This window comes from Hymenobacter nitidus, from assembly GCF_020447315.1.
Taxonomy (GTDB): Bacteria; Bacteroidota; Bacteroidia; order Cytophagales; family Hymenobacteraceae; genus Hymenobacter; species Hymenobacter nitidus.
Genome location: NZ_JAJADQ010000003.1, coordinates 486546 through 504984, shown reverse-complemented (window position 1 = coordinate 504984; position 18439 = coordinate 486546). Strand labels below are relative to the sequence as shown.

The window sequence follows — 18439 nt, the reverse complement described above, 5'->3', positions numbered from 1 at the left end:
TACTTACAGCCCCTTTCATGGCTTCTTTTCGTCAGAAAATACTAAAAACGCTCTATCCGCTCATCATGCGCCTGACCAAATCGGGCAGCCGCGGCAAGGTGCTGGAAAACAAGCAGCCCAAGCCCGCGCCGGTGTCCTTTTACGAGCTGGGCACCAAGCTCAGCACGGGCAAAGAGCTGGATTTTGAGCAGCTGAAAGGCAAAAAAGTATTGCTCGTGAATACGGCCTCCAACTGCGGCTACACCAACCAGTACGAGGAATTGCAGCAGCTCTCCGAGCAGTTTGCCGACGAGCTGGTCATCCTTGGCTTTCCGGCCAACGACTTTGCCGAGCAGGAAAAAGCCGACGACCACGCCATTCAGCAGTTCTGCCAGGTCAACTTCGGCGTGTCGTTTCCGCTCATGAAAAAAAGTGTGGTCGTGAAGCAGACCGAGCAGAACCCGGTGTACCGGTGGCTGACCCAGGCCGGGCAGAATGGCTGGAACGAGCAGGCCCCCGACTGGAATTTTGCCAAGTACCTCGTCAGTGAAGACGGCCACCTGACCCATTATTTTGGGCCGGCCGTGTCGCCCCTCAGCCCCACGATTACCAGCCGCATTCAGGCGCCGAAAGCCTAGCTTCGGCTGGCTCAAGGCCCGTAATTCCGCGCTTCCGCTCCCCTCAATCCCACCTCGTGTACTGCTTTTTGGCCCGCAATCCGCCGGCCGTCAGCAGCTGTATTGCCCGTGTAGCAGGTGCCCTTTGTCTTCTGCCCGCTGAAGAAGCGGTGTGCAGTGGCCGGGCTGCCGGCTGCCGCGGTTTGTGTTTTCCCGCTGAGCTGGCTTTTTGCCGGTGTCGGCGGGGAGTACGTGTCTTTCTCCCGAGCTGTGCCATGCGCCGCACAATTTCCTCTCACCCCGAGCCCGATTCCACCACCTTTTCTACCCTGCTGTTCTACACCGGCCTGGTGGGTTTTGTGGTGCTGACTAGTTTCTCCACGCCCCTGATTCAGTTGCTGGCCGATTAGGCCGGCAAGTGCGGCTGGTCCGGTATGTAGGCCGGTGCCACCGCTTTGGGCTGCGGCCTTTCGCTGAAAAAGCCGCCGTATTTCGCCTCCCCGGGTGTCGGGGAGTACCGCCGGGCTCGGTAGCCCTCGTCTTGCCGCTAGTTTATGAAATCCTATTTCTCGCTTATCCTCCTGGGGCTGAGCCTGTTTACCCATCTTACGCCCGCCCGGGCGCAGCGCCTGGTCTTTACCGGGCGCATCACGGAAGCCGCCACTGGTCAGCCGGTGCCCTTCGCCTCGGTCTTTGTGAAAGGCACCACTTTCGGCGCCACCGCCGACGATAACGGCCGCTACACGCTGATTGTAGCCCAGCGCGTCGATTCGGTCTGGGCTTCGGCCATGGGCTTTCGGACTAAAAGCGCTGCCGTGGGCCGGCAGGCCGAGCAGATGGTGAATCTGGCCCTGGCCTCGGCAGCCGTAGCGCTGAAGGAAGTCGTGATTCGGCCCACCGAAAACCCCGCGTTTGCCATTCTGCGCAAGGTGCAGCAGCACAAGCGCCAGAACGACAAAGCCCGCCTCGACGCCTTCGAGTTCGACAGCTACAACCGCATCGAAGCCTCGCTTTCCGACATCACCGACCGGCTGGCCCGGCGCAAGGTTATCCGCGACATGACGGCCCTGGCCGGCTCGGTGGGGGAGATGGAGCGCAACGCCGCCGGCCGGCCCACCGTGCCCGTGTTCGGCTCCGAAGTCGTGTCGCGCTACTACGTGCGCCACCGGCCCAACCGGGAACGGGAGGAAATTCGCCACTCCCAACTCTACGGGGCCGCCCCGCGCGACGGCACCATTCTCTCGCAGCTGCTGGGCTCCTCGTTTCAGGATTACGACTTCTACCCCAACTGGCAGGTAGTGATGGGCAAGGACTTCATTTCGCCCATTGCCGACGGCTGGCGCATCACCTACGACTACGACCTGGAGGATTCGGTGATGGTGGGCCAGGACCGGTGTTACCAGCTCAAAGTGTTTCCGCGCCGGGCCCAAGACCTGGCTTTCACCGGCCGCATCTGGATTACGACCGATTCCTACGCCCTGCGCCGCCTCGACCTGACCGTGGACCCCAAGGCCAACATCAACTTCGTGGATCAGATCCGGATTCAGCAGGACCTGGCTCCGATGACAACCGGGCCGTGGCTGCCCAGCCGCACCCAGGTAGTGGTAGGCCTGAAGCCTACACCCAAGCAAACCGGCCTATTGGTGCGCTTCACCACGATTAACTCCAACTTCCTGGCCCAGCAGCCCCACGAGCTGTCCTTCTACGACCAACCCCTGACCACGGCCGCCGATGCGCTGAAAATACCGGCCGGCTTCTGGGCCCAGCACCGCCCCGATACGCTCACGGCTCAGGAAGCCCGTACCCTCACGGTGCTCGACTCGGTGGGCAAGCTGCCCTCGGTGCGCACTTTCCTGGAGGTAGCCGACCTGGTGGTAAACGGCTATCAGCCGCTGGGCAAGCGGGAGCTGGTGGAGTTGGGCCCCGTGCTCTACACCTACAACTGGAACAATGTGGAGGGCAACCGCCTGCGCATGGGCCTGCGCAGCACGCCGGCCCTCAGCCCCGACTGGCTGGCCCAGGGCTACCTGGCCTACGGCACCCGCGACGGGGAATTCAAGTATGGGGTATCGGCCGACCGGATTGTGAACCGCGCCAACTGGACCGTGCTCAGCCTCAAGCATACCCGCGACCTGGACCTGGTGGCGCTGCTCGACAACGATATGGCCCTGGAAAGTCCGCTGTTTGAAGTGGCCGCCCGCTTCGGCAACATCAAGCCCCTGCTGCCCCTGTGGCGCGAAGTAACCAGCGTGACGGCCCAGACCGACCTGTTCCACAACTTCACCCAGAAGCTGACCCTGCGCCACCAGCGCTTCGATCCGCTCTACAACTTTGCCTACTACACCTCTGTGACGCATGAGCCCGCGGCGCCCACCGCCCACCGGTTTCAGCTCTCGGAGGCTGTGTTTGAGTCGCGTTACGCCCCAGACGAGGTGCTGGTGCAAACCCAGAACCGCCGCACGGCCGTGGGCGTGCGCAAGTGGCCCGTGCTGACGTTTCGCTACACGCTGGGGCTAAACGACGTGCTGGGCAGCGACTTTGCCTACCACAAATTCAACTTCTCCGTGGCCCAGAGTGTGCAGCTCGGCCAGCTGGGCCGCACCGAGTACATCCTCGACGCGGGCTACATCCCCAGCACGGTGCCCTATCCAGTGCTGAAGGCGCACCTGGGCAACGAGTCGCCCATCTACACGTCCAACGCCTACAACCTGATGCGCTACTTCGAGTTCGTCAGCGACCGGTACGTGTCGTTGCATGCCGAGCACTACTTCGAGGGGCTGCTGGTGAATGCGGTGCCCTTGCTCAAAAAGCTGGACTGGCGGCTCGTGGCCTCGGGCAACGTGCTGCAAGGCAGCCTGCGCGAGGCCAACCGCAACGCCACGCCCGCCATTGATGCTACCGGCGCCCCGCTGCCCGAGTTCCGCTCCCTGGGCAGCACACCCTACGTCGAAGCGGGCTACGGGGTAGAAAACATCCTCAAGTTCCTCCGCGTCGATTTTCTGCACCGCCTCACTTACCGCGACCTGCCCGGCACCCGCACCTTCGGCGTGAAAGTCTGCGCCCAGTTCAAGCTGTAGCTTGTTAGCATTTTGGAATCCGGAATGGCTGGCAATAGCCGTTGTGGGGCGTTCCGAATTCTAGAATGGCATCCGGCAGGCATTTTCCACCGTTCCGAATTCTGGAATGGCACCCGACAGGCAATGCCCTCTGTTCCGAAATCCGGAATGGCCGGCCACAAAAAAAGCCCCTGAGCAATCAGGGGCTTTTTTATGGGAGGTTACTTACTCAGCGCTGGGTGTGGCTGGCGTGGGTTGAGCGGTAGCTTCTGCCGAGCCTTCGGGACGCGGGCCCCGGCCGCTGCGGTTGCGGCCACCCCGTTTGCGGCGGGGCTTGCCTTCCGGCGAGTCTCCTTCGGCACGAGGCTCGCGCGGGGGCCGGGCTTCGCCCTCCGGCCGGGGTGCCCGTGGCTCGCGGGGCGGACGGGCCTCGCCTTCGGGGCGGGGAGTGCGTGGGGGCCGGGCTTCACCTTCAGGGCGTGGCGGGCGCTGGTAAGGTACGGCTGGGGCCTGGCCGGCATCAATGGCCGCTAGCGCCGCCTGGGCGTTGGCAATCCGCTCCTTGTGGCGCGGGTCTTTCGGGTCGGCGTCGCGGCGCGGGGGGCGGCCACCTTCCCCGCGGGGTGCTCCGCCTTCGGGCCGCGGGCCCCGGCTGCCTCCGCCGGAGCGGCCGCCGCGCTCGGGCCGGCCCCCGATTTTGCCGCCCAGGCCGCTGAAGCGCTTGGGGTCAAACTCGGGTGCTTCGCCCAGGCCCAGGCCTTCGGTGATGCTTTGCTTTTCCACTTCCCGCTCCAGCAGCTTCTCAATCTTCACGACGCGGTCCTGGTCCTGGTCGGCAATGAAGGTGATGGCCGTGCCTTTGGTGGCCGCGCGGGCCGTACGGCCAATCCGGTGCACGTAATCCTCGGCGGCGCGCGGGATGTCGTAGTTCACCACGTGGCTCAACGAGTCGATATCGATGCCGCGGCTGAGCACGTCGGTAGCTACCAGAATGGGGAAAGCCTTGTTTTTGAAGTCGCGCATGATCTGCTCGCGCTCTTCCTGGGTCCGGTCGGAGCTGATGCCCTGCGCCACGTAGCCCAGCTTGTTGATGGCCCGCACGATGCCGGCCACGGCGGCCTTCTGGCTCGTGAAGAGCACCATGCTCTGCACTTCCTGGGTTTTAATGATGTGCTCGAGTAGGTGAATTTTCTGGCGGTCGAAGGCCATGTAGAACTGCTGATCGATACCGGCGGCGGGCTTCGATACGGCCAGCCGGATTTCCTCGGGCTCGTTGAGAATCTGCTTCGAGAAGTCCCGGATTTTGGTGGGCATGGTGGCCGAGAACAGCAGCGTCTGGCGCTGCTTGGGCAGCTGCCGCACGATGTTCAGAATGTCGTCGGAGAAGCCCATGTCCATCATCTTGTCGGCCTCGTCGAGCACCAGGTACTTGATCTGGTCGAACTTGACGTAGCCCATCTGCAGGTGGGCAATCAGGCGGCCGGGGGTGGCAATGATGATGTCGGCGCCGCTGGTGAGGGCGCGCTTCTGCTGCTCCCAGTTCTCGCTCTTGCCGCCGCCGTAGATGGCAATGCTGCTGGCCTCCACGAAGTAGCCGAAACCTGTTACCTGCTCGTCGATCTGGGTGGCCAGCTCGCGCGTGGGCACCAGAATCAGGGTGGAGGTGTGGCCGTGCTTGGCGTGCGAAATCTTATCGAGCAGGGGCAGCAGGTAGGCGGCGGTTTTGCCGGTACCGGTTTGGGCGCAGGCTATCAGGTCTTTGCCTTCGATAATTTTGGGAATGGCCTGCTCCTGGATGGGCGTGGCATTCAGGTAATTCATGGCATCTACACCGGCCAGCAGGTCGTCGTGCAGATTGAAATCAGTAAACTTCAAGGTTCAGCTAAATAATAGTGAGAAAAGGCTGACCCTGTTTTTCGGCCAGCGAACCGCTTGATTTGGGAGTAAATATACAGGTTTTCCGAGGCCTGCTGTTCAGGTGGGAATTGTGCGGTGGCAACCCGTAAAACCCGGTAGATTTGTTGTTGGACCGCCAAAAGGCAGTCCTCTCATCTAGCTACGGCTGCTTGCCGGCCCGGTCAAGTCCGTATTCATTAGTGCAACACGCAATGCCACCTTCCAGTTCTGCTGCCCCCGACGCCCTGCCGCTGCCCTTTGCCGACCTGCTGGTCCTGGAGCTGGCCAGCGTGCTGGCCGGCCCCCAGGTCGGGCAGTTTTTTGCCGAGCTGGGGGCCAGGGTCCTAAAGGTGGAATCCCCCGCCGGCGACGTAACCCGCACCTGGAAAACCAGCGCCGAAGCGGCTGAAACCGACGTGTCGGCCTATTTCAGCTGTGCCAACTGGGGCAAGCAGTCCGTTGTTATCGACCTTACCACGCCCGCCGGCCAGCAGCAGGTGCGGGAGCTGGCCGCCACCGCCGATATCGTGCTAACCAGCTACAAGCCCGGCGACGCGGAGAAGCTGGGCGTCGACTATGACACGCTCAAGCACCGGAATCCGGAGCTGCTATACGCCCACCTCACCGGCTACGGCCCCGATACCGCGCGGGCCGGCTACGACGCCGTGCTACAGGCCGAAGCCGGGTTTATGCACCTGAATGCGGCCCCCGGCCAGGAACCGCAGAAAATGCCCGTCGCCATGATTGACCTGTTGGCGGCGCACCAACTGAAGGAAGGGCTGCTGACGGCGCTTTACCACCGCGCCCGCACCGGCCGGGGCAGCCTCATCCGGGTTTCGCTGCTCGACAGCGCCCTGGCCTCATTGGCCAACCAGGCGGCTACCTGGCTGGTCACGGGCCACGACCCCCGGCCCATGGGCTCGGGCCACCCCAGCATTGTGCCCTACGGCACGGTGTACGCGGCCGGCAACGGCCGCGGCTTAGTGCTAGCTGTGGGGGCCGACCGGCAGTTTCGCCAGCTGTGCGCCGCGCTGGAACGGCCGGAATGGGCCGCCGATCCGCGCTTCCAGACCAACGAAGCCCGCGTGACGCACCGAGCGACGCTGGAAACCCTGTTGCGGCAGCGCATCGGGGAAGTGGATGGGGATGCCCTGCTGTGGGAACTGGAAAAGCTGGGCGTGCCGGCCGGAGCGGTACGCACGGTAGGGGAGGCTCTGGCGCTGGGGTCGGGGCGGGCCATGCAGCTGCCCGCGGCCGAAGGCGGTTTTCCAGGGCTGCGCACAGTGGCTTTTCACAGCAGCGCCTGGCCGCAGGTGCCGGCTTTGTCGGCTCCGCCCCGGCTGGGCGAGCAGACCGATGAGCTTATTGCAGGCAAGGTATAACAAGTTGGATACAACTACGAAACATGATTGTTGCGTAGGTAAAAGAGGAAAACAACCCGTTTGGACCTTGCAAACAAGGGTGCGGGGTTGTTACATTTCAATTGGTTTGCCGTGGTCTTCGGCCGGCGGGCCAGCTTTTGTCCATCGATTTCCCTTGCTTATGCCCCATACAACCCCGCCTTCTGCAACGCCTCCGACGATTGAAAACATAGCAGCCACGACCGAAACCACGACGCCGGCGCCCGGTGCCACGCCCCCGGTCGAGGCGCAGGCCGGGGCCACGGCGACCAACAACCTGCCCACGGCTGCACCCGGCTCGCCCACCGAAGCGCCGGCCGACCGTCTCGACCAGATTTTTGAGGGCCTGCAGCAGAAGTCTATTGCCAAGCAGGCTATTTTCCGCAACACCCGCGCCGCTTTCGACATGCTGCGGCTCGTGTCGCAGGAACTGGTGGTGGAGCTGAGCCGCAAGATTACACCCGTCGACTCGAACGTGCTGATTGAGTACCGCCCCGTGAACGACATGGAGTTTCACATCAAGTTCAGCGGTGACTTGCTCATTTTTGTGATGCACTCCAACATCGTCACCTTTGCCGAGGACTACGGCCCGATGGCGTCGAAATACGTGGAGGCGGACTTCCGGCGGCGGTTTTTCGGGCACATCATGGCCTACAATTTCATGGCCGACAGCATCAAGTACCAGCGCATGAATGACCCGGGCTACCTGGTGGGCCGCCTGTTGATCAACATCGAAAACCACTACTACCTGGAGGGCGTGCAGCAGCTGGAGCTGCCCGACAACGACATGGCCGACAACCTGATTACGCCCGACATGATGCGCCTATTCGTGGAAAGCGCCATGATTGCGGCCGTCAACAACGACCTGATTGCCCCGCCCATGCAGGACATTCAGAAAATCACCGTCAAGCAGAAAGTCGAAAACCAGCAAGTCAGCCGCGGCAGCAAAGTCGGCTTCAGCTTCTCCACCGAGCAGCGCCATTCCGTCGACGGGCTGGTGTATTAATGTGCTAATGTTTGTGTTATGGCGAGGCATGAGCCGAGGCAACCCGTCTTCTAGAATTTGCGGAGCCTTCTAGAGTGAAAAGCCCTTTACTACCGCGGTAGTAAAGGGCTTTCTAGTAAAAGGTCAGGGCGACCTGCGCAGGAGGCAGAGGTCCGCGCTTTGCTGGCCATGACACGAGCGTTTAGCACATTCCACCACATTGCCCACATCAGCATATAAGCCACATTTCTCACATTCTCCTTCCGTAGCCTACTTTTTCGCGCACGTTGTTCAGCACTTCGCTGCCGTAGGCCTGGGCTTTGCGGGCACCTTCGGCCAGCTTTTTATCTACTTCGGGCAGGTTATTCATATAGAAGTTGAACTGCTCCCGCTCGGTGGCAAAACGGCGCAGAATCAGCTCATAAAGCTCTTTCTTGGCGTGGCCGTAGCCATAGTTACCGGCCTCGTAACGCAGGCGCATTTCGGCCGTTTCCTCGGCCGTGGCCAGCAGGGAATACAGCTTGAACGTGGTATCGGCGTCGGGATTTTTGGGCTCCTCCAGCGGGGTGCTGTCCGAGACGATGCTGCGAATGGTTTTGAGCAGGGCTTTGTCGTCGGCGAAGATGTCGATGATGTTGCCGTAGCTCTTGCTCATCTTCTGCCCGTCGAGGCCGGGAATGGTCATTAGCTCGGCATCGACGCGGGCCTGGGGCAGCACGAAGGTTTCGCCGTAGCGGTTGTTGAAGGTGGAGGCAATGTCGCGGGCAATTTCCAGGTGCTGAATCTGGTCTTTGCCCACGGGTACGATGTCGGCGTCGTAGAGCAGAATATCGGCGGCCATGAGCACGGGGTAGGTAAACAGGCCCGCATTCACGTCGGAAAGCCGGTCCGACTTGTCCTTGAACGAGTGGGCGTTGGCCAGCATGGGGTAGGGCGTGAAGCACGACAGATACCACGTCAGCTCGGCCACCTGCGGCACATCCGACTGGCGGTAAAACAGGTTTTTCTCCGTGTCGAAGCCGCAGGCCAGCCAGGCGGCGGCTACGGCGTAGGTGTTCTGGCGCAGCAGCTCGGCGTCGCGCACGGTGGTCAGGGAGTGCAGGTCGGCAATGAAGTAGAGCGACTCATTGGCCGCGTTTTTCGACAGCTCGATGGCGGGCAGAATGGCGCCGAGCAGGTTGCCCAAATGGGGCCGGCCGGTGCTTTGAATGCCGGTGAGGATGCGGGACATTGGAAAAGGGAAAAGCGGAGTTAGTAGGTATATGGGGCAATTATGGCGTAGGGTTGCCCGGTGTTCAGCGCGTGAATGATGCCCTCAATATTGTCCAGGGTCACGGTTTTATCTTCTACGAGCTTAATCAGGTCGGGGCGCTGGGCCAGGTAAGGCAGGATGGCATCCCGAAACTTGGTTCCGCCGCCGCCCAGGCGGTTGCCGGGAATCTGCTTCAGGGTTCGTTCAGTGGTCCGGCGCAGCAGGAAGATATTGTATGTGGCGTTACCCCCGCCATTCATGCCCCCGCCAGGGCTCATGGTCATGGGGCGGGTCATGGAGGCCTCGTAGCGCAGCAGCAGCACGCTGCCGCTGTCGAGCAGTTGCACAAAGGCCTCCTCCACCGATTCGCCCCCCAGGCCCACAGAAACGTAGAAGCTGCCCACGCTAATGTACTTGCGCGGCCCCATCCGAAACCAGGATACGTCGCTGGGGGTGAACTGAGCCGTTTGGCCCGCCGCGTTTTTCACGACCAGCTCATCGGAGCCCCGAAGCTTGAGCTTGGGGGCCGTATGCACCGTCTGGTCGCTGCTGAGCACGTAGGAGCCGGGCTGGAACGTGTTGAATTGGGCAGCTGCCAGCTGGGGTAGCAGCAGCCCGAGGGCCACGTAGAAAAGTCGCATTTGCGGGATATAACTACAAAAATCAAGATTATACGCTCACGTCGGCCGCGGCTTCCTGCTGCAATTCCACCGTTTCGTCGTGGCCCAGGTACCGGTCAATCAGGAAGTGGGCCAGATACAGCACGGGCGTGAGCAGAATAGCCGCCGCAAATTTATACCAGTAGTTGGTGTTGGCCACGTCCAGCACCTGCTCGAAGCTCCAGTTGCCGAACACGTAGAAGGCCACGAACAGCACCACGAAGCTGTCCACGAGCTGCGACACGAGCGTGGAGCCGGTGGCGCGCAGCCAGACGAAGCGGCCCTTGGTGGCGCGGCGCAGCGTCTGAAACACGGTGGCATCGAGCACCTGCCCGATGGCAAAGGCCGTCAGGGAGCCGGCAATAATGCCCAGACCCTGCCGGAAAATCATCTGGTAGGCAAAGTCGATGTTGATGGACTGGCCCTGCGGGTCTTTGCTGTTCACATCGAGCCAGAAAGCGGCCGGCGGCAGCTTGGTAGTGGCATAAATAACCAGGAAGGCAAACAAAATGAGAGCGGCGGTGAGGTAGCTCACGCGCAGCACACCTTCCTTGCCGAAGTACTCATTGATGATGTCCGTCGTGACGAATACCACCGGCCAGATCAGCACGCCCGCCGTCAGGTTATCGGGGCGGCCAATAAGGGGCTCCAGGGAGAAGATTTTGACGCCGATGATTTCGGCCAGCAGGGCATTAACGATGAAAATACCGCTCAGTACCAGGTAGAGCTGGGTTTTCTTGTGGGCGTAGGTGTTCAAAGAAAAGAGCTTAGACGTGAGAGCTAAGAACGGAGAAGAGGTCTAAGCTATAAGCTCTCAGTCCTTAGCTCTAAAAATTACTCCGGAATGCTGACCGTCTTACCCTCCGTAGCCAGCTCTACCGGCTCAAACACGGTCTGGGCTTCCAGCAGCAGCGGCTCTAGGTCGCGGTAGCGGGAGGAGAAGTGCCCGATAAGCAAGTGGCGGGCCTGGGCCTGGCGGGCAAACAGCCCGGCCTGGCGGGCAGTGGAATGGTGCGTGGTAGCGGCCCGCTCGCGCATATCGTCCAGGAAAGTAGCTTCGTGGTAGAGCAGGTCCACACCCCGTACCAGTTCGGCCAGGCTTTCGGTGTAGAGCGTATCGGAGCAGAAGGCGTAGCTGCGCGAGTGGTTCGGCTCGGTGGTCACGTCGGTGTTGCTCACCAGCAGGGTGCCGGCCTCGTCGTGCAGGTCGTCGCCCTGGGCCAAGCGGCCCAGCTGCGTGGGCGTGAGGCCCTCGGGCAGGCGGTTTTTGTCGAGGTGGCGGCGCTTGGGCTTTTCCCGGAACAGGTAGCCGCAGCACGGAATGCGGTGGCGCATGGGCAGGGTATGCACCGTGAGCAGGCGGTCCTCATACACCAGGGCGTGCTGGTCGGGGTCGACGGCGGTGAACTGCAGGTCGAACGAGAGCTGGGTATGGGAATAGCGAAACTGCGTGGTCAGAATCTCGTCGAGGCCAGCCGGGCCGAAGAGCTGCACCGGCTCGGTGCGGCCCTGCAGGTGCATGGTAGAAAGCAGCCCGAACAGCCCAAAGAAATGGTCGCCGTGCAGGTGGGAAATAAAGATGGTGTTCAGGCGCTGGTGCCGGACTTTATACTCCACCAACCGGCGCTGGGTGCCTTCACCACAGTCAATCAGGTAGGACTGGTTGCCCACCGTCAGCACCTGCGCGGTATGGTGCCGATTGAGGAAGGGAGTGGCCGAGGCACTGCCCAGAATTTTCAACTCAAACTCCAAAATAAGCTGGTAGCTAGTAGCGGTGGGCCGTTCGCCTTTTTAAAGATGAGAAAAAAGAAAAAGCTGCTGGCCGTTAGTCGCTAGTTCAGAAAACTAACAGCTAACCGCCAACAGCTTACAGCTTCTAGTTAAACTACTCTTTGCTGGTCAGGTCCCGCTCGATGGCGTGCAGGAAAATCCGGTCGATGCCTTCTTCCACGGTGGGCAGAATGTGCAGTACCGACTCCAGCTTGGAGATGGTAATAAGCTTCATGACGTGGTCTTGCAGGCCGGTGAGCACCAGCAGGCCGCCGGTCGAGTTGCACAGACGGTTGGCAATCAGGATAGAGCTGAGGCCCGACGAGTCGGTGTACTTTACGTTGCCCAGATCCAGAATCAGGTTATTGATGCCTTCAGCATTCAGCTTCACGAATTCCGATTTCAGGTCCGGAGCTACTGTGGTGTCGAGCTTCTTCTCGTCAATGGTGATAATCGTGTAAGTTTCCTTTTTATCAATCGAGTACTTCATGCCGTCGGTGGTTCGAGTTTAATAGAGTTGCGAAGGTAAGAAAAAAATGTTCCAGTGCAGAGCTTCCGCAAGACACTCAAGGTAGGGAAAATATAGAAATTATTGCACGCTTCGTCCAGCTATTCCGAAGGTCAGCGTCGCCCAGGTACTTTGCCAATCGGCCACTTTACGGTCGGGGGCTGGCTCCATATACACCGAACTTACCAAGTAGTTGCCCGGGCTGTTAAGGCGAAACAGCACGCGGCCGTTTTTGTTGGTGTGCAACTGACTTATGCGCGTAGTTTGGCCGGCGCTGCCCTGCCAGACCTGCACCAGCGCGGCGGGCAGGGGCTGGCCTTTGTACAAAATCAGGCAGGTGAGGGAAGCTCCGGCTTTGAGCTGGTACGGGTTCTGCTCGGGAATAATTTCCAGGGGCTGGCCCGTGCTCCGGGCGTGGGTTCCGACCGTGTCGAGGCGGCTGGAGCCCACCTGAATCAGGGTTTTGGCGCAGCGCCGATACAGCTCCCGGGCCGACTGGCCGTCCTCACCCCGCTGCTGGCGCAGGGCCGAAATGCGCTCCAGCCCGCTTTGTTTCAAGTAGATATCGAACTTCGCGGCGTCCAACTCAACGAAAGAATTCGTGGTACTGAAGCTGAGTAGGTGCACGCCGGGCTGAATCAGGGCGACGCTGGTGGCCAGCGTATCGGTCTGGGTGGCCGTTTGGGTAAGGTCTACGGTGTCATTCGGGGCGTAGTGCACCAGGCTGGCGAGCCGGCCGGACTGGCCCCGCCAACGGGCGCCAGTGAAATTTTCGCCCACGAAAACATGCAGGTTGATTTTTTCGCCCGGCATGACAAAAAAACGGGGCGGCAACAGCCAGAATTCGTGGGCTACGGCGGTTCCGGCAACGAATAGGAGCGCTAAAATCAGTAATTGTGGGAGGCGAAACACGGGCATAAATAATTAGATAATGATTAAAAATAGTGACGCTAGGACGTGCTCCGAAGCGACATTTTTTAATTTAAACACGGGACCTTTAGGGAGTTAATACGGATGAGTAAATAAGTATTAATTCGAGTTTAAAGGTAGGCCTCCGTCGCCGCTTTTCGGGCAAAAGATTGGTGTGTCAGAATTGCAACCGGGCTACGGTAGCGGTAGACGGCAGAGCAGGCAGCCGCCTGGTAAGAGGCAGACGGCCGGAGAAATTTTCTGGGGGCTGTACCGGCAGAAAAGTATCAATATCCAGAACAATTTGGGTGGGATACTGGTGTTAGAGGTATGTTTGTTTAACGTTTAACCCTAAAAAGTTCAACAAAATGAAAACAGCCCCTTTCTTTTTGGCCAAAAACTGGTTCCGGCCTCTGCTGCTGGTGCTCTGCAGCGCCCTGAGTCTAAGCCTAGCTTCCTGCAGCGACGATGACAACGAGGATGCTATGGTGACGCCTCCGGCGCAGAACATCGTGCAGGTAGCCCAGGGCAATGCGGCCTTCAGTGCGCTGGTAGCTGCCGTTACCAAGGCTGATCTGGCGGCCACGCTGAGCGGAGCCGGGCCGTTCACCGTGTTTGCGCCCACCAACGATGCCTTTGCCAAGCTGGCTCCGCCCTTCAACACCGCCGCCAACATTACGGCCATTACCGACGCGGCCCAGATCAGCCAGCTGCGCGGTATTCTGCTCTATCACGTACTGGGCGCCAACGTGAAGGCGGCTGATATTGCCACCGGAGCCAGCAGCGCCACCACGGCCCGGCCCGCTACCACGGTTGGGGGCACGGCTATCAACGACAACCGCGTGTACCTGACCAAAAACGGCACGGGTGTATTTATTAACGGCAGCACCCGGGTGGTGACGCCCGATGTGGCAGCCAGCAACGGCACCATCCACGCCATCGACAACGTGTTGATGCCGCCCAGCCAGACCATTGCGGAAATAGTAGCTGCCAGCGCCACCCGCGCTACGGCCCCCGAATTTACGCTGCTGCTGCAAGCCCTGCAGCGCCCAGCCGCCGCCGCTATCCTGACGGCCGCCGGCAACCAAGGCGCTAACGTTACCGTGTTTGCGCCCACCGATGCGGCCTTCCGGACGCTGCTGAACGGCGCCCCGCTCAGCTCCGTGTCCGACGCTAATTTGACGGCTATTCTCTCCCGCCACGTCATTGGCACGGGCCGGGTATTTTCATCGGATCTGGCGCCTGGCAACGTGGCTACCCTGGGTGGCAACGTGACGGTAGCGGCCGCCGGCACCGGCTTCACGGTACGGGGCGGCACCGGCACGGCAGCCAATATCAGCGCGGCTAATATTCTGGCCACCAACGGCGTGGTACACGTCATCGACCAGGTGCTGCAGCCCTAGCAGGCCCCGGTAATCGTATTGCCGATTGTAAGTGAAAAGCCTGGCCCTTTGTGGGGGCCAGGCTTTTTCGTGAGATGTCGGGAGCCGCCGGAAAGCGGGTTGTTATTGCCGTTCCAGGGCCAGGGTATAGGCCCGGTCGTAGTGCACGCGCAGGTTTTTCCAGTCGTAGAGCTCGGCCGAGCTTTCCACGTTGTTGCGCTGCATGATTCGTTCCCGGCGGTTGAGCTGCACGAAGTTCCAGAGCATTTCAGTCAGCTCCGCCGCCGATTCCTCGAAGCTCTTTTCCTGGCGCTTCACCACGTAAATGCCTTTGGCTTCGTGGTCGGGCACGGTTTCCATCACGTAGTCGCCGAAGCCCGACAAGTCGGAGGTAATGGCCGGTACGCCGCGGGCCACGCACTCGAGCGGCGTGTAGCCCCAGGGCTCGTAGTAGCTGGGGAAGATGCCCAGGTGGCAGCCGCGCACAAACTGCCCGTACTCCATGCCGAACAGGGGCGAGGTGGGCGACACGAAATCGGGGTGGTACACGATTTTGACCCGGTCGTGCTGGTTGTTCACCAGATTGGCGCGGCGCAAAAAGTTCAGGATGTCGTCGTTAGCATCGTCCACCAGGTTGTGGGTGATGACGGGGGGCAGGTTGGTGGTTTTCCAGCTTTGCAGCGTGCGGCGGTAGCGCAGCTTCCAGTAGTCGTCCACCATGCTGCCCAAGTCGGGCAGGCGGTGGTCGGTGCTGGCGGCGGCGGCGTAGAACAGCCGCTCGCCCACCTGCCGCTCAATGGCCTCGCAGGTTTCATGCACCTCCTCCAGAATGGCCCGGTTCTGCAGCACCTGCGGATTGATGCTGTGGAAAGGCCGCTTGGTGATAAAAAACATAACCACCTGGCCTTCCAGTCCGCTTTGCTGCAGGCGGTAGTTGAGGCGGGCCAGAGCTTCCAGGGTCAGGTCGAAGCCCTTGTTGTGGTACTCGTAGCGGCCCGAAGTGAACAGGTACAGCGTGTTATCCAGATCAAACGAGTAGCTCTGGAAGAAGTGCGCCATCACGAACTCGTGAATCTTGGACTTGTAAAGCTGGTGCAGGTTCTGAAACTCGTGCAGGGCCACAAACCGCTCGATGTTCAGGCCGTTGGGCAGCACCGCGTCCGGAATCCGGTCGAGCAAGTAGATGCACTCGCGCACGGTCAGCTCGCTCACGGTGGTAAATACGTGGGAGCCGTGCGCCGCCGCCCGCTCGATGCGCACGGCCGTTTCGATGTTGAAATGCACTGCCTCGGCCGCCCAGTTCACCTGCATCAGGTGGTCGTAGAAGTTGGGGTCGTTCATGGCCAGGTAGCGGCCCAGCAGTGTGGCGTGCGTGGTAAACACGATGTGCACCGGCACCTGGTCACGGCGTAGGTCGGGAATGGCCACGCCGGTCATCCACTCGTGGAAGTGGGCAATAACGCGGAACGGCGGCACCACGGAGCCGGCCAGCAGCTGCAGAAAGTGCTTGGCCTGGTGCCCAAAAGCCTCCACCTGGTGCAGCAAATCGTCGTTGTCGGGCGTCGGAATGCCGTGGTGGTGCCACAGGTCCGCCTTGATCTGGCCCAGCCGGTCGTAGACTTGGTAGGGGTTGATGAGCACCACGCGGGGCTTGCCCGTCACGAGCCAGTGGCCGTAGTGCACCTCGTAGCCCTGGGCGCGCATCTGGCGCACGGCGCTGGCAAACGGGTCGTCGGCGGGCAACTGCTCGAAGGCGTAGTCTTCCAGGGGCTCAAACTCGCTCTGGGCCTGCTGGGCAAAGTAGGGGCCGAGCAGACAGTACCGGTCGTCCCAGCCCAGCACGGTGGCCGGCACTTTGGAGCGAATTACGGTGTAGATGCCGCCAACCTGATTACATACTTCCCAGGCAACCTCAACGAGCAGCGCATCGGGGGAAATAGCTTCGGGAACGGGGAGCGGAACTTGCATGCGGTGGGTTTTGGCGTGGATTGGCAAGATATACGCCTTCAGCACATTTCTAACTGTCTTTTCGGAGGTTTCCAACGCCGTAGCGCGAACTTTGTAGTTCGCGTACCCCAACGACTCCCGCACGGGCTGCATCGTTCTGGTACGCGCCCTATAAAGTTCGCGCTACATGCAGTTCAGCAACTAGCAGTTAGCTAGGCTTCCTGGGAGATAATCAGCACGGAATAGGGTGCCAGGCCGAAGGAAGCATGGAAGGGCAGGCCGTCGTACTCGCCCTCGTCGGACTGCGTGTCGACGCTTTCGAAATTGCCGAACTCCTCATCGTAGCCGGCCCAGTCGCTGTTGAAGCGCACCCGCCAGTGACCCCCGGCTGGCAGCCCGATGGTGTAAGCCGGATGGGTCTGGTCAGCAAAGTTGGCCAGGATGATGGTTTCGTCCCCGGCTCCGCCCTGGTCCCAGCGCCGGAAAGCCACGATTTTGTCGGTATCGTTGACGTGGAACACCTGCGTGTGCTGGCCCAGCAGGCCGCGGGTGTGACCATTCAGATTGCGGCGCAGGGCAATCAGGTCGCGGTAGAGGTGCACCAGGCCCGCGTGCTGCTCGGCGTGCTGCCACTCCAGGGGCTGGTCGTCGGAAAAGTAGCCATCGGCCAGCATTTCCTGGCCCTGAAACATCATCGGAATGCCGGGCGCCGTGAACACCAGAGCGGCACCCAGCGTAGCGCGCTTCTTCGGAAACCAGCTGTGCGCATCGCCGGGCATGATTTCCTCCGTTACCCGCGACTTGCCATTGGCCACCTCATCGTGCGACTCGGTGTAGATAATGCGCTCAAAGGCGTTGCCGTTGTAGGTCTGGCCCACGATTTCGGCTACGGCCGGCAGGTGGCGGTCGGCGTCGTGGGGTGCGGTCAGTGCGTCGCGGATGATGTTCACGAAAGCCGCGTCCCACTGCGCGGCAAAGCCCTGTCCGTCGTGCTCAGCAGCGCGGGTGATGTAGGGGTTGCCCTGCAAATCCTCCGCAATGGTGATTTTCCAGGGCATCTTTTCCTGAATTTCCTCATTGATCCACTTCATCAGGCTCCAGCCCTCGGGCAGGTCGCGCGAGGGGTCACTGGAGCCGTCCACGTTGCGAATGTGCGAAATGGAGTCGCAGCGCAGCCCGTCCACGCGGTAGTCTTCCAGCCACATCAGGGCATTGTCGCGAATGTAGCGGCGCACTTCCGGGCGGCCGTAATCGGGGCGGTTGTGGCCCCAGGGCGTTTCGGCGCGCCAGTCGTTGTAGAAGTAGATGCCGCCGCCGTCGTTTTCGCTCCAGCCGTCAAACTGCCAGAGGTCCAGGTCGCCGGGCCCGAAATGGTTGTAGACCACGTCCAGAATCACGGCAATGCCGTGGCGGTGGGCCTGCTTTACCAGCTCCTTGAAGGCCTGGGGGCCGCCGTAGTCGGTTTCTAGAGCGAAGGGGTGGGCGGGGTTGTAGCCCCAGCTGCGGCCGCCGGGAAACTCGGTGGGCGGCATGATTTCAATGGCGTTGATGCCCAGCTCGCGCAGGTAGTCGAGCTTTTCCACCACGTCCAAAAAAGTACCGGGTCGCGCCGGGTCGGGGGCATGGAAGGTGCCCACGTGCAGCTCGTAGATAACCAACTCGTTCCAGGCCGGCATCTGAAACTGGTCGTCGGCCCAGTCAAAATCGTGCGTAGGCACCACCGAGTTGCCGGCCGAGTGCGTGACTTCACGGGCGTAGGGGTCGTGGCGGGTCAGCTCCTGCTTACCGTTGCGCAGCCAGAATTTATACTCGGTGCCGGGCTTGAGGTCGGCAATATCGGCGGCCCAGTAGCCGTCGGCTTCGTGGGCAAGCGGGTGGGCAGTAGGGTCCCAGTCGTTGAACGGGCCCACGACGGAAACCGCGTCGGCATTGGGAGCCCACACCCGGAAAGTGGTGCCGGCCGGGTGTGGCAGGGCGCCCATGCCGGCTTGCAGCGTGGGGGCGGGGGATAGTACAGTGTTGGGCATTAGAAGCAGTAGGATAACGCAACCGAGCAAACGGGCCGCTACGGACTTCTAA

Annotated in this window: 15 protein-coding genes; 6 read left to right on the top strand and 9 right to left on the bottom strand. The window is 61.1% G+C overall.

The features are described from left to right. The first annotated feature begins 17 nt into the window (after positions 1 to 17). The 3 genes from LGH70_RS08185 to LGH70_RS08180 all read left to right on the top strand — a co-directional run bounded on the left by LGH70_RS08185 (position 18) and on the right by LGH70_RS08180 (position 3673). Positions 18 to 617 (top strand): glutathione peroxidase, encoded by a 600-nt coding sequence (locus LGH70_RS08185; protein WP_226184645.1) that lies wholly within the window; start codon positions 18 to 20, stop codon positions 615 to 617. A 254-nt stretch (positions 618 to 871) separates the two neighbouring features. Further along, positions 872 to 1006, top strand: coding sequence for a hypothetical protein (locus LGH70_RS23565; protein ID WP_262905267.1), 135 nt, complete (start codon positions 872 to 874; stop codon positions 1004 to 1006). A 144-nt stretch (positions 1007 to 1150) separates the two neighbouring features. Further along, positions 1151 to 3673 (top strand): DUF5686 family protein, encoded by a 2523-nt coding sequence (locus LGH70_RS08180; RefSeq protein WP_226184644.1) that lies wholly within the window; start codon positions 1151 to 1153, stop codon positions 3671 to 3673. Between the two features lie 204 nt (positions 3674 to 3877). Here LGH70_RS08180 and LGH70_RS08175 read toward each other — a convergent pair whose 3' ends face one another. After that, a complete protein-coding gene (locus LGH70_RS08175; protein WP_226184703.1) occupies positions 3878 to 5473 on the bottom strand; it encodes a DEAD/DEAH box helicase in 1596 nt (531 codons plus the stop codon). A 287-nt stretch (positions 5474 to 5760) separates the two neighbouring features. On the opposite strand from LGH70_RS08175, the gene LGH70_RS08170 reads away from it, so the two are divergent. Together LGH70_RS08170 and LGH70_RS08165 are read left to right on the top strand one after the other, a co-directional pair. Then, positions 5761 to 6930: a CaiB/BaiF CoA transferase family protein gene (locus LGH70_RS08170; RefSeq protein WP_226184642.1), complete on the top strand. Its 1170-nt coding sequence runs from the start codon at positions 5761 to 5763 to the stop codon at positions 6928 to 6930. Positions 6931 to 7090: 160 nt separating this feature from the next. Beyond that, entirely contained in the window at positions 7091 to 7954 is an 864-nt protein-coding gene (locus tag LGH70_RS08165; protein ID WP_226184640.1) for a hypothetical protein, read from the top strand. A gap of 229 nt (positions 7955 to 8183) precedes the next feature. On the opposite strand, the gene trpS is transcribed toward LGH70_RS08165, so the two are convergent. From trpS to LGH70_RS08135, 6 genes are all read right to left on the bottom strand, one after another. Next, positions 8184 to 9164, bottom strand: coding sequence for a tryptophan--tRNA ligase (gene trpS, locus LGH70_RS08160; RefSeq protein WP_226184638.1), 981 nt, complete (start codon positions 9162 to 9164; stop codon positions 8184 to 8186). 20 nt (positions 9165 to 9184) lie between these two features. Further along, positions 9185 to 9826 carry a hypothetical protein gene (locus LGH70_RS08155; RefSeq protein WP_226184636.1) on the bottom strand — a complete coding sequence of 214 codons (642 nt, stop codon included), beginning with the start codon at positions 9824 to 9826 and terminating at the stop codon, positions 9185 to 9187. 28 nt (positions 9827 to 9854) lie between these two features. Beyond that, positions 9855 to 10601 (bottom strand): queuosine precursor transporter, encoded by a 747-nt coding sequence (locus tag LGH70_RS08150; protein WP_226184634.1) that lies wholly within the window; start codon positions 10599 to 10601, stop codon positions 9855 to 9857. A 77-nt stretch (positions 10602 to 10678) separates the two neighbouring features. Then, positions 10679 to 11584, bottom strand: coding sequence for a ribonuclease Z (locus tag LGH70_RS08145; RefSeq protein WP_262905266.1), 906 nt, complete (start codon positions 11582 to 11584; stop codon positions 10679 to 10681). Between the two features lie 145 nt (positions 11585 to 11729). Then, positions 11730 to 12104, bottom strand: a complete 375-nt coding sequence (locus tag LGH70_RS08140; protein WP_045687338.1) for an STAS domain-containing protein — start codon at positions 12102 to 12104, stop codon at positions 11730 to 11732. A 99-nt stretch (positions 12105 to 12203) separates the two neighbouring features. Next, entirely contained in the window at positions 12204 to 13040 is an 837-nt protein-coding gene (locus LGH70_RS08135) for a DUF4198 domain-containing protein (protein ID WP_226184632.1), read from the bottom strand. Positions 13041 to 13399: 359 nt separating this feature from the next. Between LGH70_RS08135 and LGH70_RS08130 the strand changes: the two genes are divergently transcribed. Next, the gene (locus LGH70_RS08130; protein WP_226184623.1) at positions 13400 to 14434 is read left to right on the top strand and encodes a fasciclin domain-containing protein; all 1035 of its coding nucleotides are present in this window, start codon (positions 13400 to 13402) and stop codon (positions 14432 to 14434) included. A 102-nt stretch (positions 14435 to 14536) separates the two neighbouring features. Here LGH70_RS08130 and LGH70_RS08125 read toward each other — a convergent pair whose 3' ends face one another. Both LGH70_RS08125 and LGH70_RS08120 read right to left on the bottom strand, forming a co-directional pair. Then, positions 14537 to 16381 carry a glycosyltransferase gene (locus LGH70_RS08125; protein WP_226184621.1) on the bottom strand — a complete coding sequence of 615 codons (1845 nt, stop codon included), beginning with the start codon at positions 16379 to 16381 and terminating at the stop codon, positions 14537 to 14539. 191 nt (positions 16382 to 16572) lie between these two features. Then, on the bottom strand, positions 16573 to 18387 hold the full coding sequence (locus LGH70_RS08120) for an alpha-amylase family glycosyl hydrolase (protein ID WP_226184619.1): 1815 nt from the start codon (positions 18385 to 18387) through the stop codon (positions 16573 to 16575). Positions 18388 to 18439: the final 52 nt, after the last annotated feature.

Excerpts from the sequence above, each read along its gene's own strand:
- LGH70_RS08185 (WP_226184645.1), top strand. The coding sequence starts at position 18 with ATGGCTTCTTTTCGTCAGAAAATACTAAAAACGCTCTATCCGCTCATC.
- LGH70_RS23565 (WP_262905267.1), top strand. The coding sequence starts at position 872 with ATGCGCCGCACAATTTCCTCTCACCCCGAGCCCGATTCCACCACCTTT.
- LGH70_RS08180 (WP_226184644.1), top strand. The coding sequence starts at position 1,151 with ATGAAATCCTATTTCTCGCTTATCCTCCTGGGGCTGAGCCTGTTTACC.
- LGH70_RS08175 (WP_226184703.1), bottom strand. The coding sequence starts at position 5,473 with ATGAATTACCTGAATGCCACGCCCATCCAGGAGCAGGCCATTCCCAAA.
- LGH70_RS08170 (WP_226184642.1), top strand. The coding sequence starts at position 5,761 with ATGCCACCTTCCAGTTCTGCTGCCCCCGACGCCCTGCCGCTGCCCTTT.
- LGH70_RS08165 (WP_226184640.1), top strand. The coding sequence starts at position 7,091 with ATGCCCCATACAACCCCGCCTTCTGCAACGCCTCCGACGATTGAAAAC.
- trpS (WP_226184638.1), bottom strand. The coding sequence starts at position 9,164 with ATGTCCCGCATCCTCACCGGCATTCAAAGCACCGGCCGGCCCCATTTG.
- LGH70_RS08155 (WP_226184636.1), bottom strand. The coding sequence starts at position 9,826 with ATGCGACTTTTCTACGTGGCCCTCGGGCTGCTGCTACCCCAGCTGGCA.
- LGH70_RS08140 (WP_045687338.1), bottom strand. The coding sequence starts at position 12,104 with ATGAAGTACTCGATTGATAAAAAGGAAACTTACACGATTATCACCATT.
- LGH70_RS08135 (WP_226184632.1), bottom strand. The coding sequence starts at position 13,040 with ATGCCCGTGTTTCGCCTCCCACAATTACTGATTTTAGCGCTCCTATTC.
- LGH70_RS08130 (WP_226184623.1), top strand. The coding sequence starts at position 13,400 with ATGAAAACAGCCCCTTTCTTTTTGGCCAAAAACTGGTTCCGGCCTCTG.
- LGH70_RS08125 (WP_226184621.1), bottom strand. The coding sequence starts at position 16,381 with ATGCAAGTTCCGCTCCCCGTTCCCGAAGCTATTTCCCCCGATGCGCTG.
- LGH70_RS08120 (WP_226184619.1), bottom strand. The coding sequence starts at position 18,387 with ATGCCCAACACTGTACTATCCCCCGCCCCCACGCTGCAAGCCGGCATG.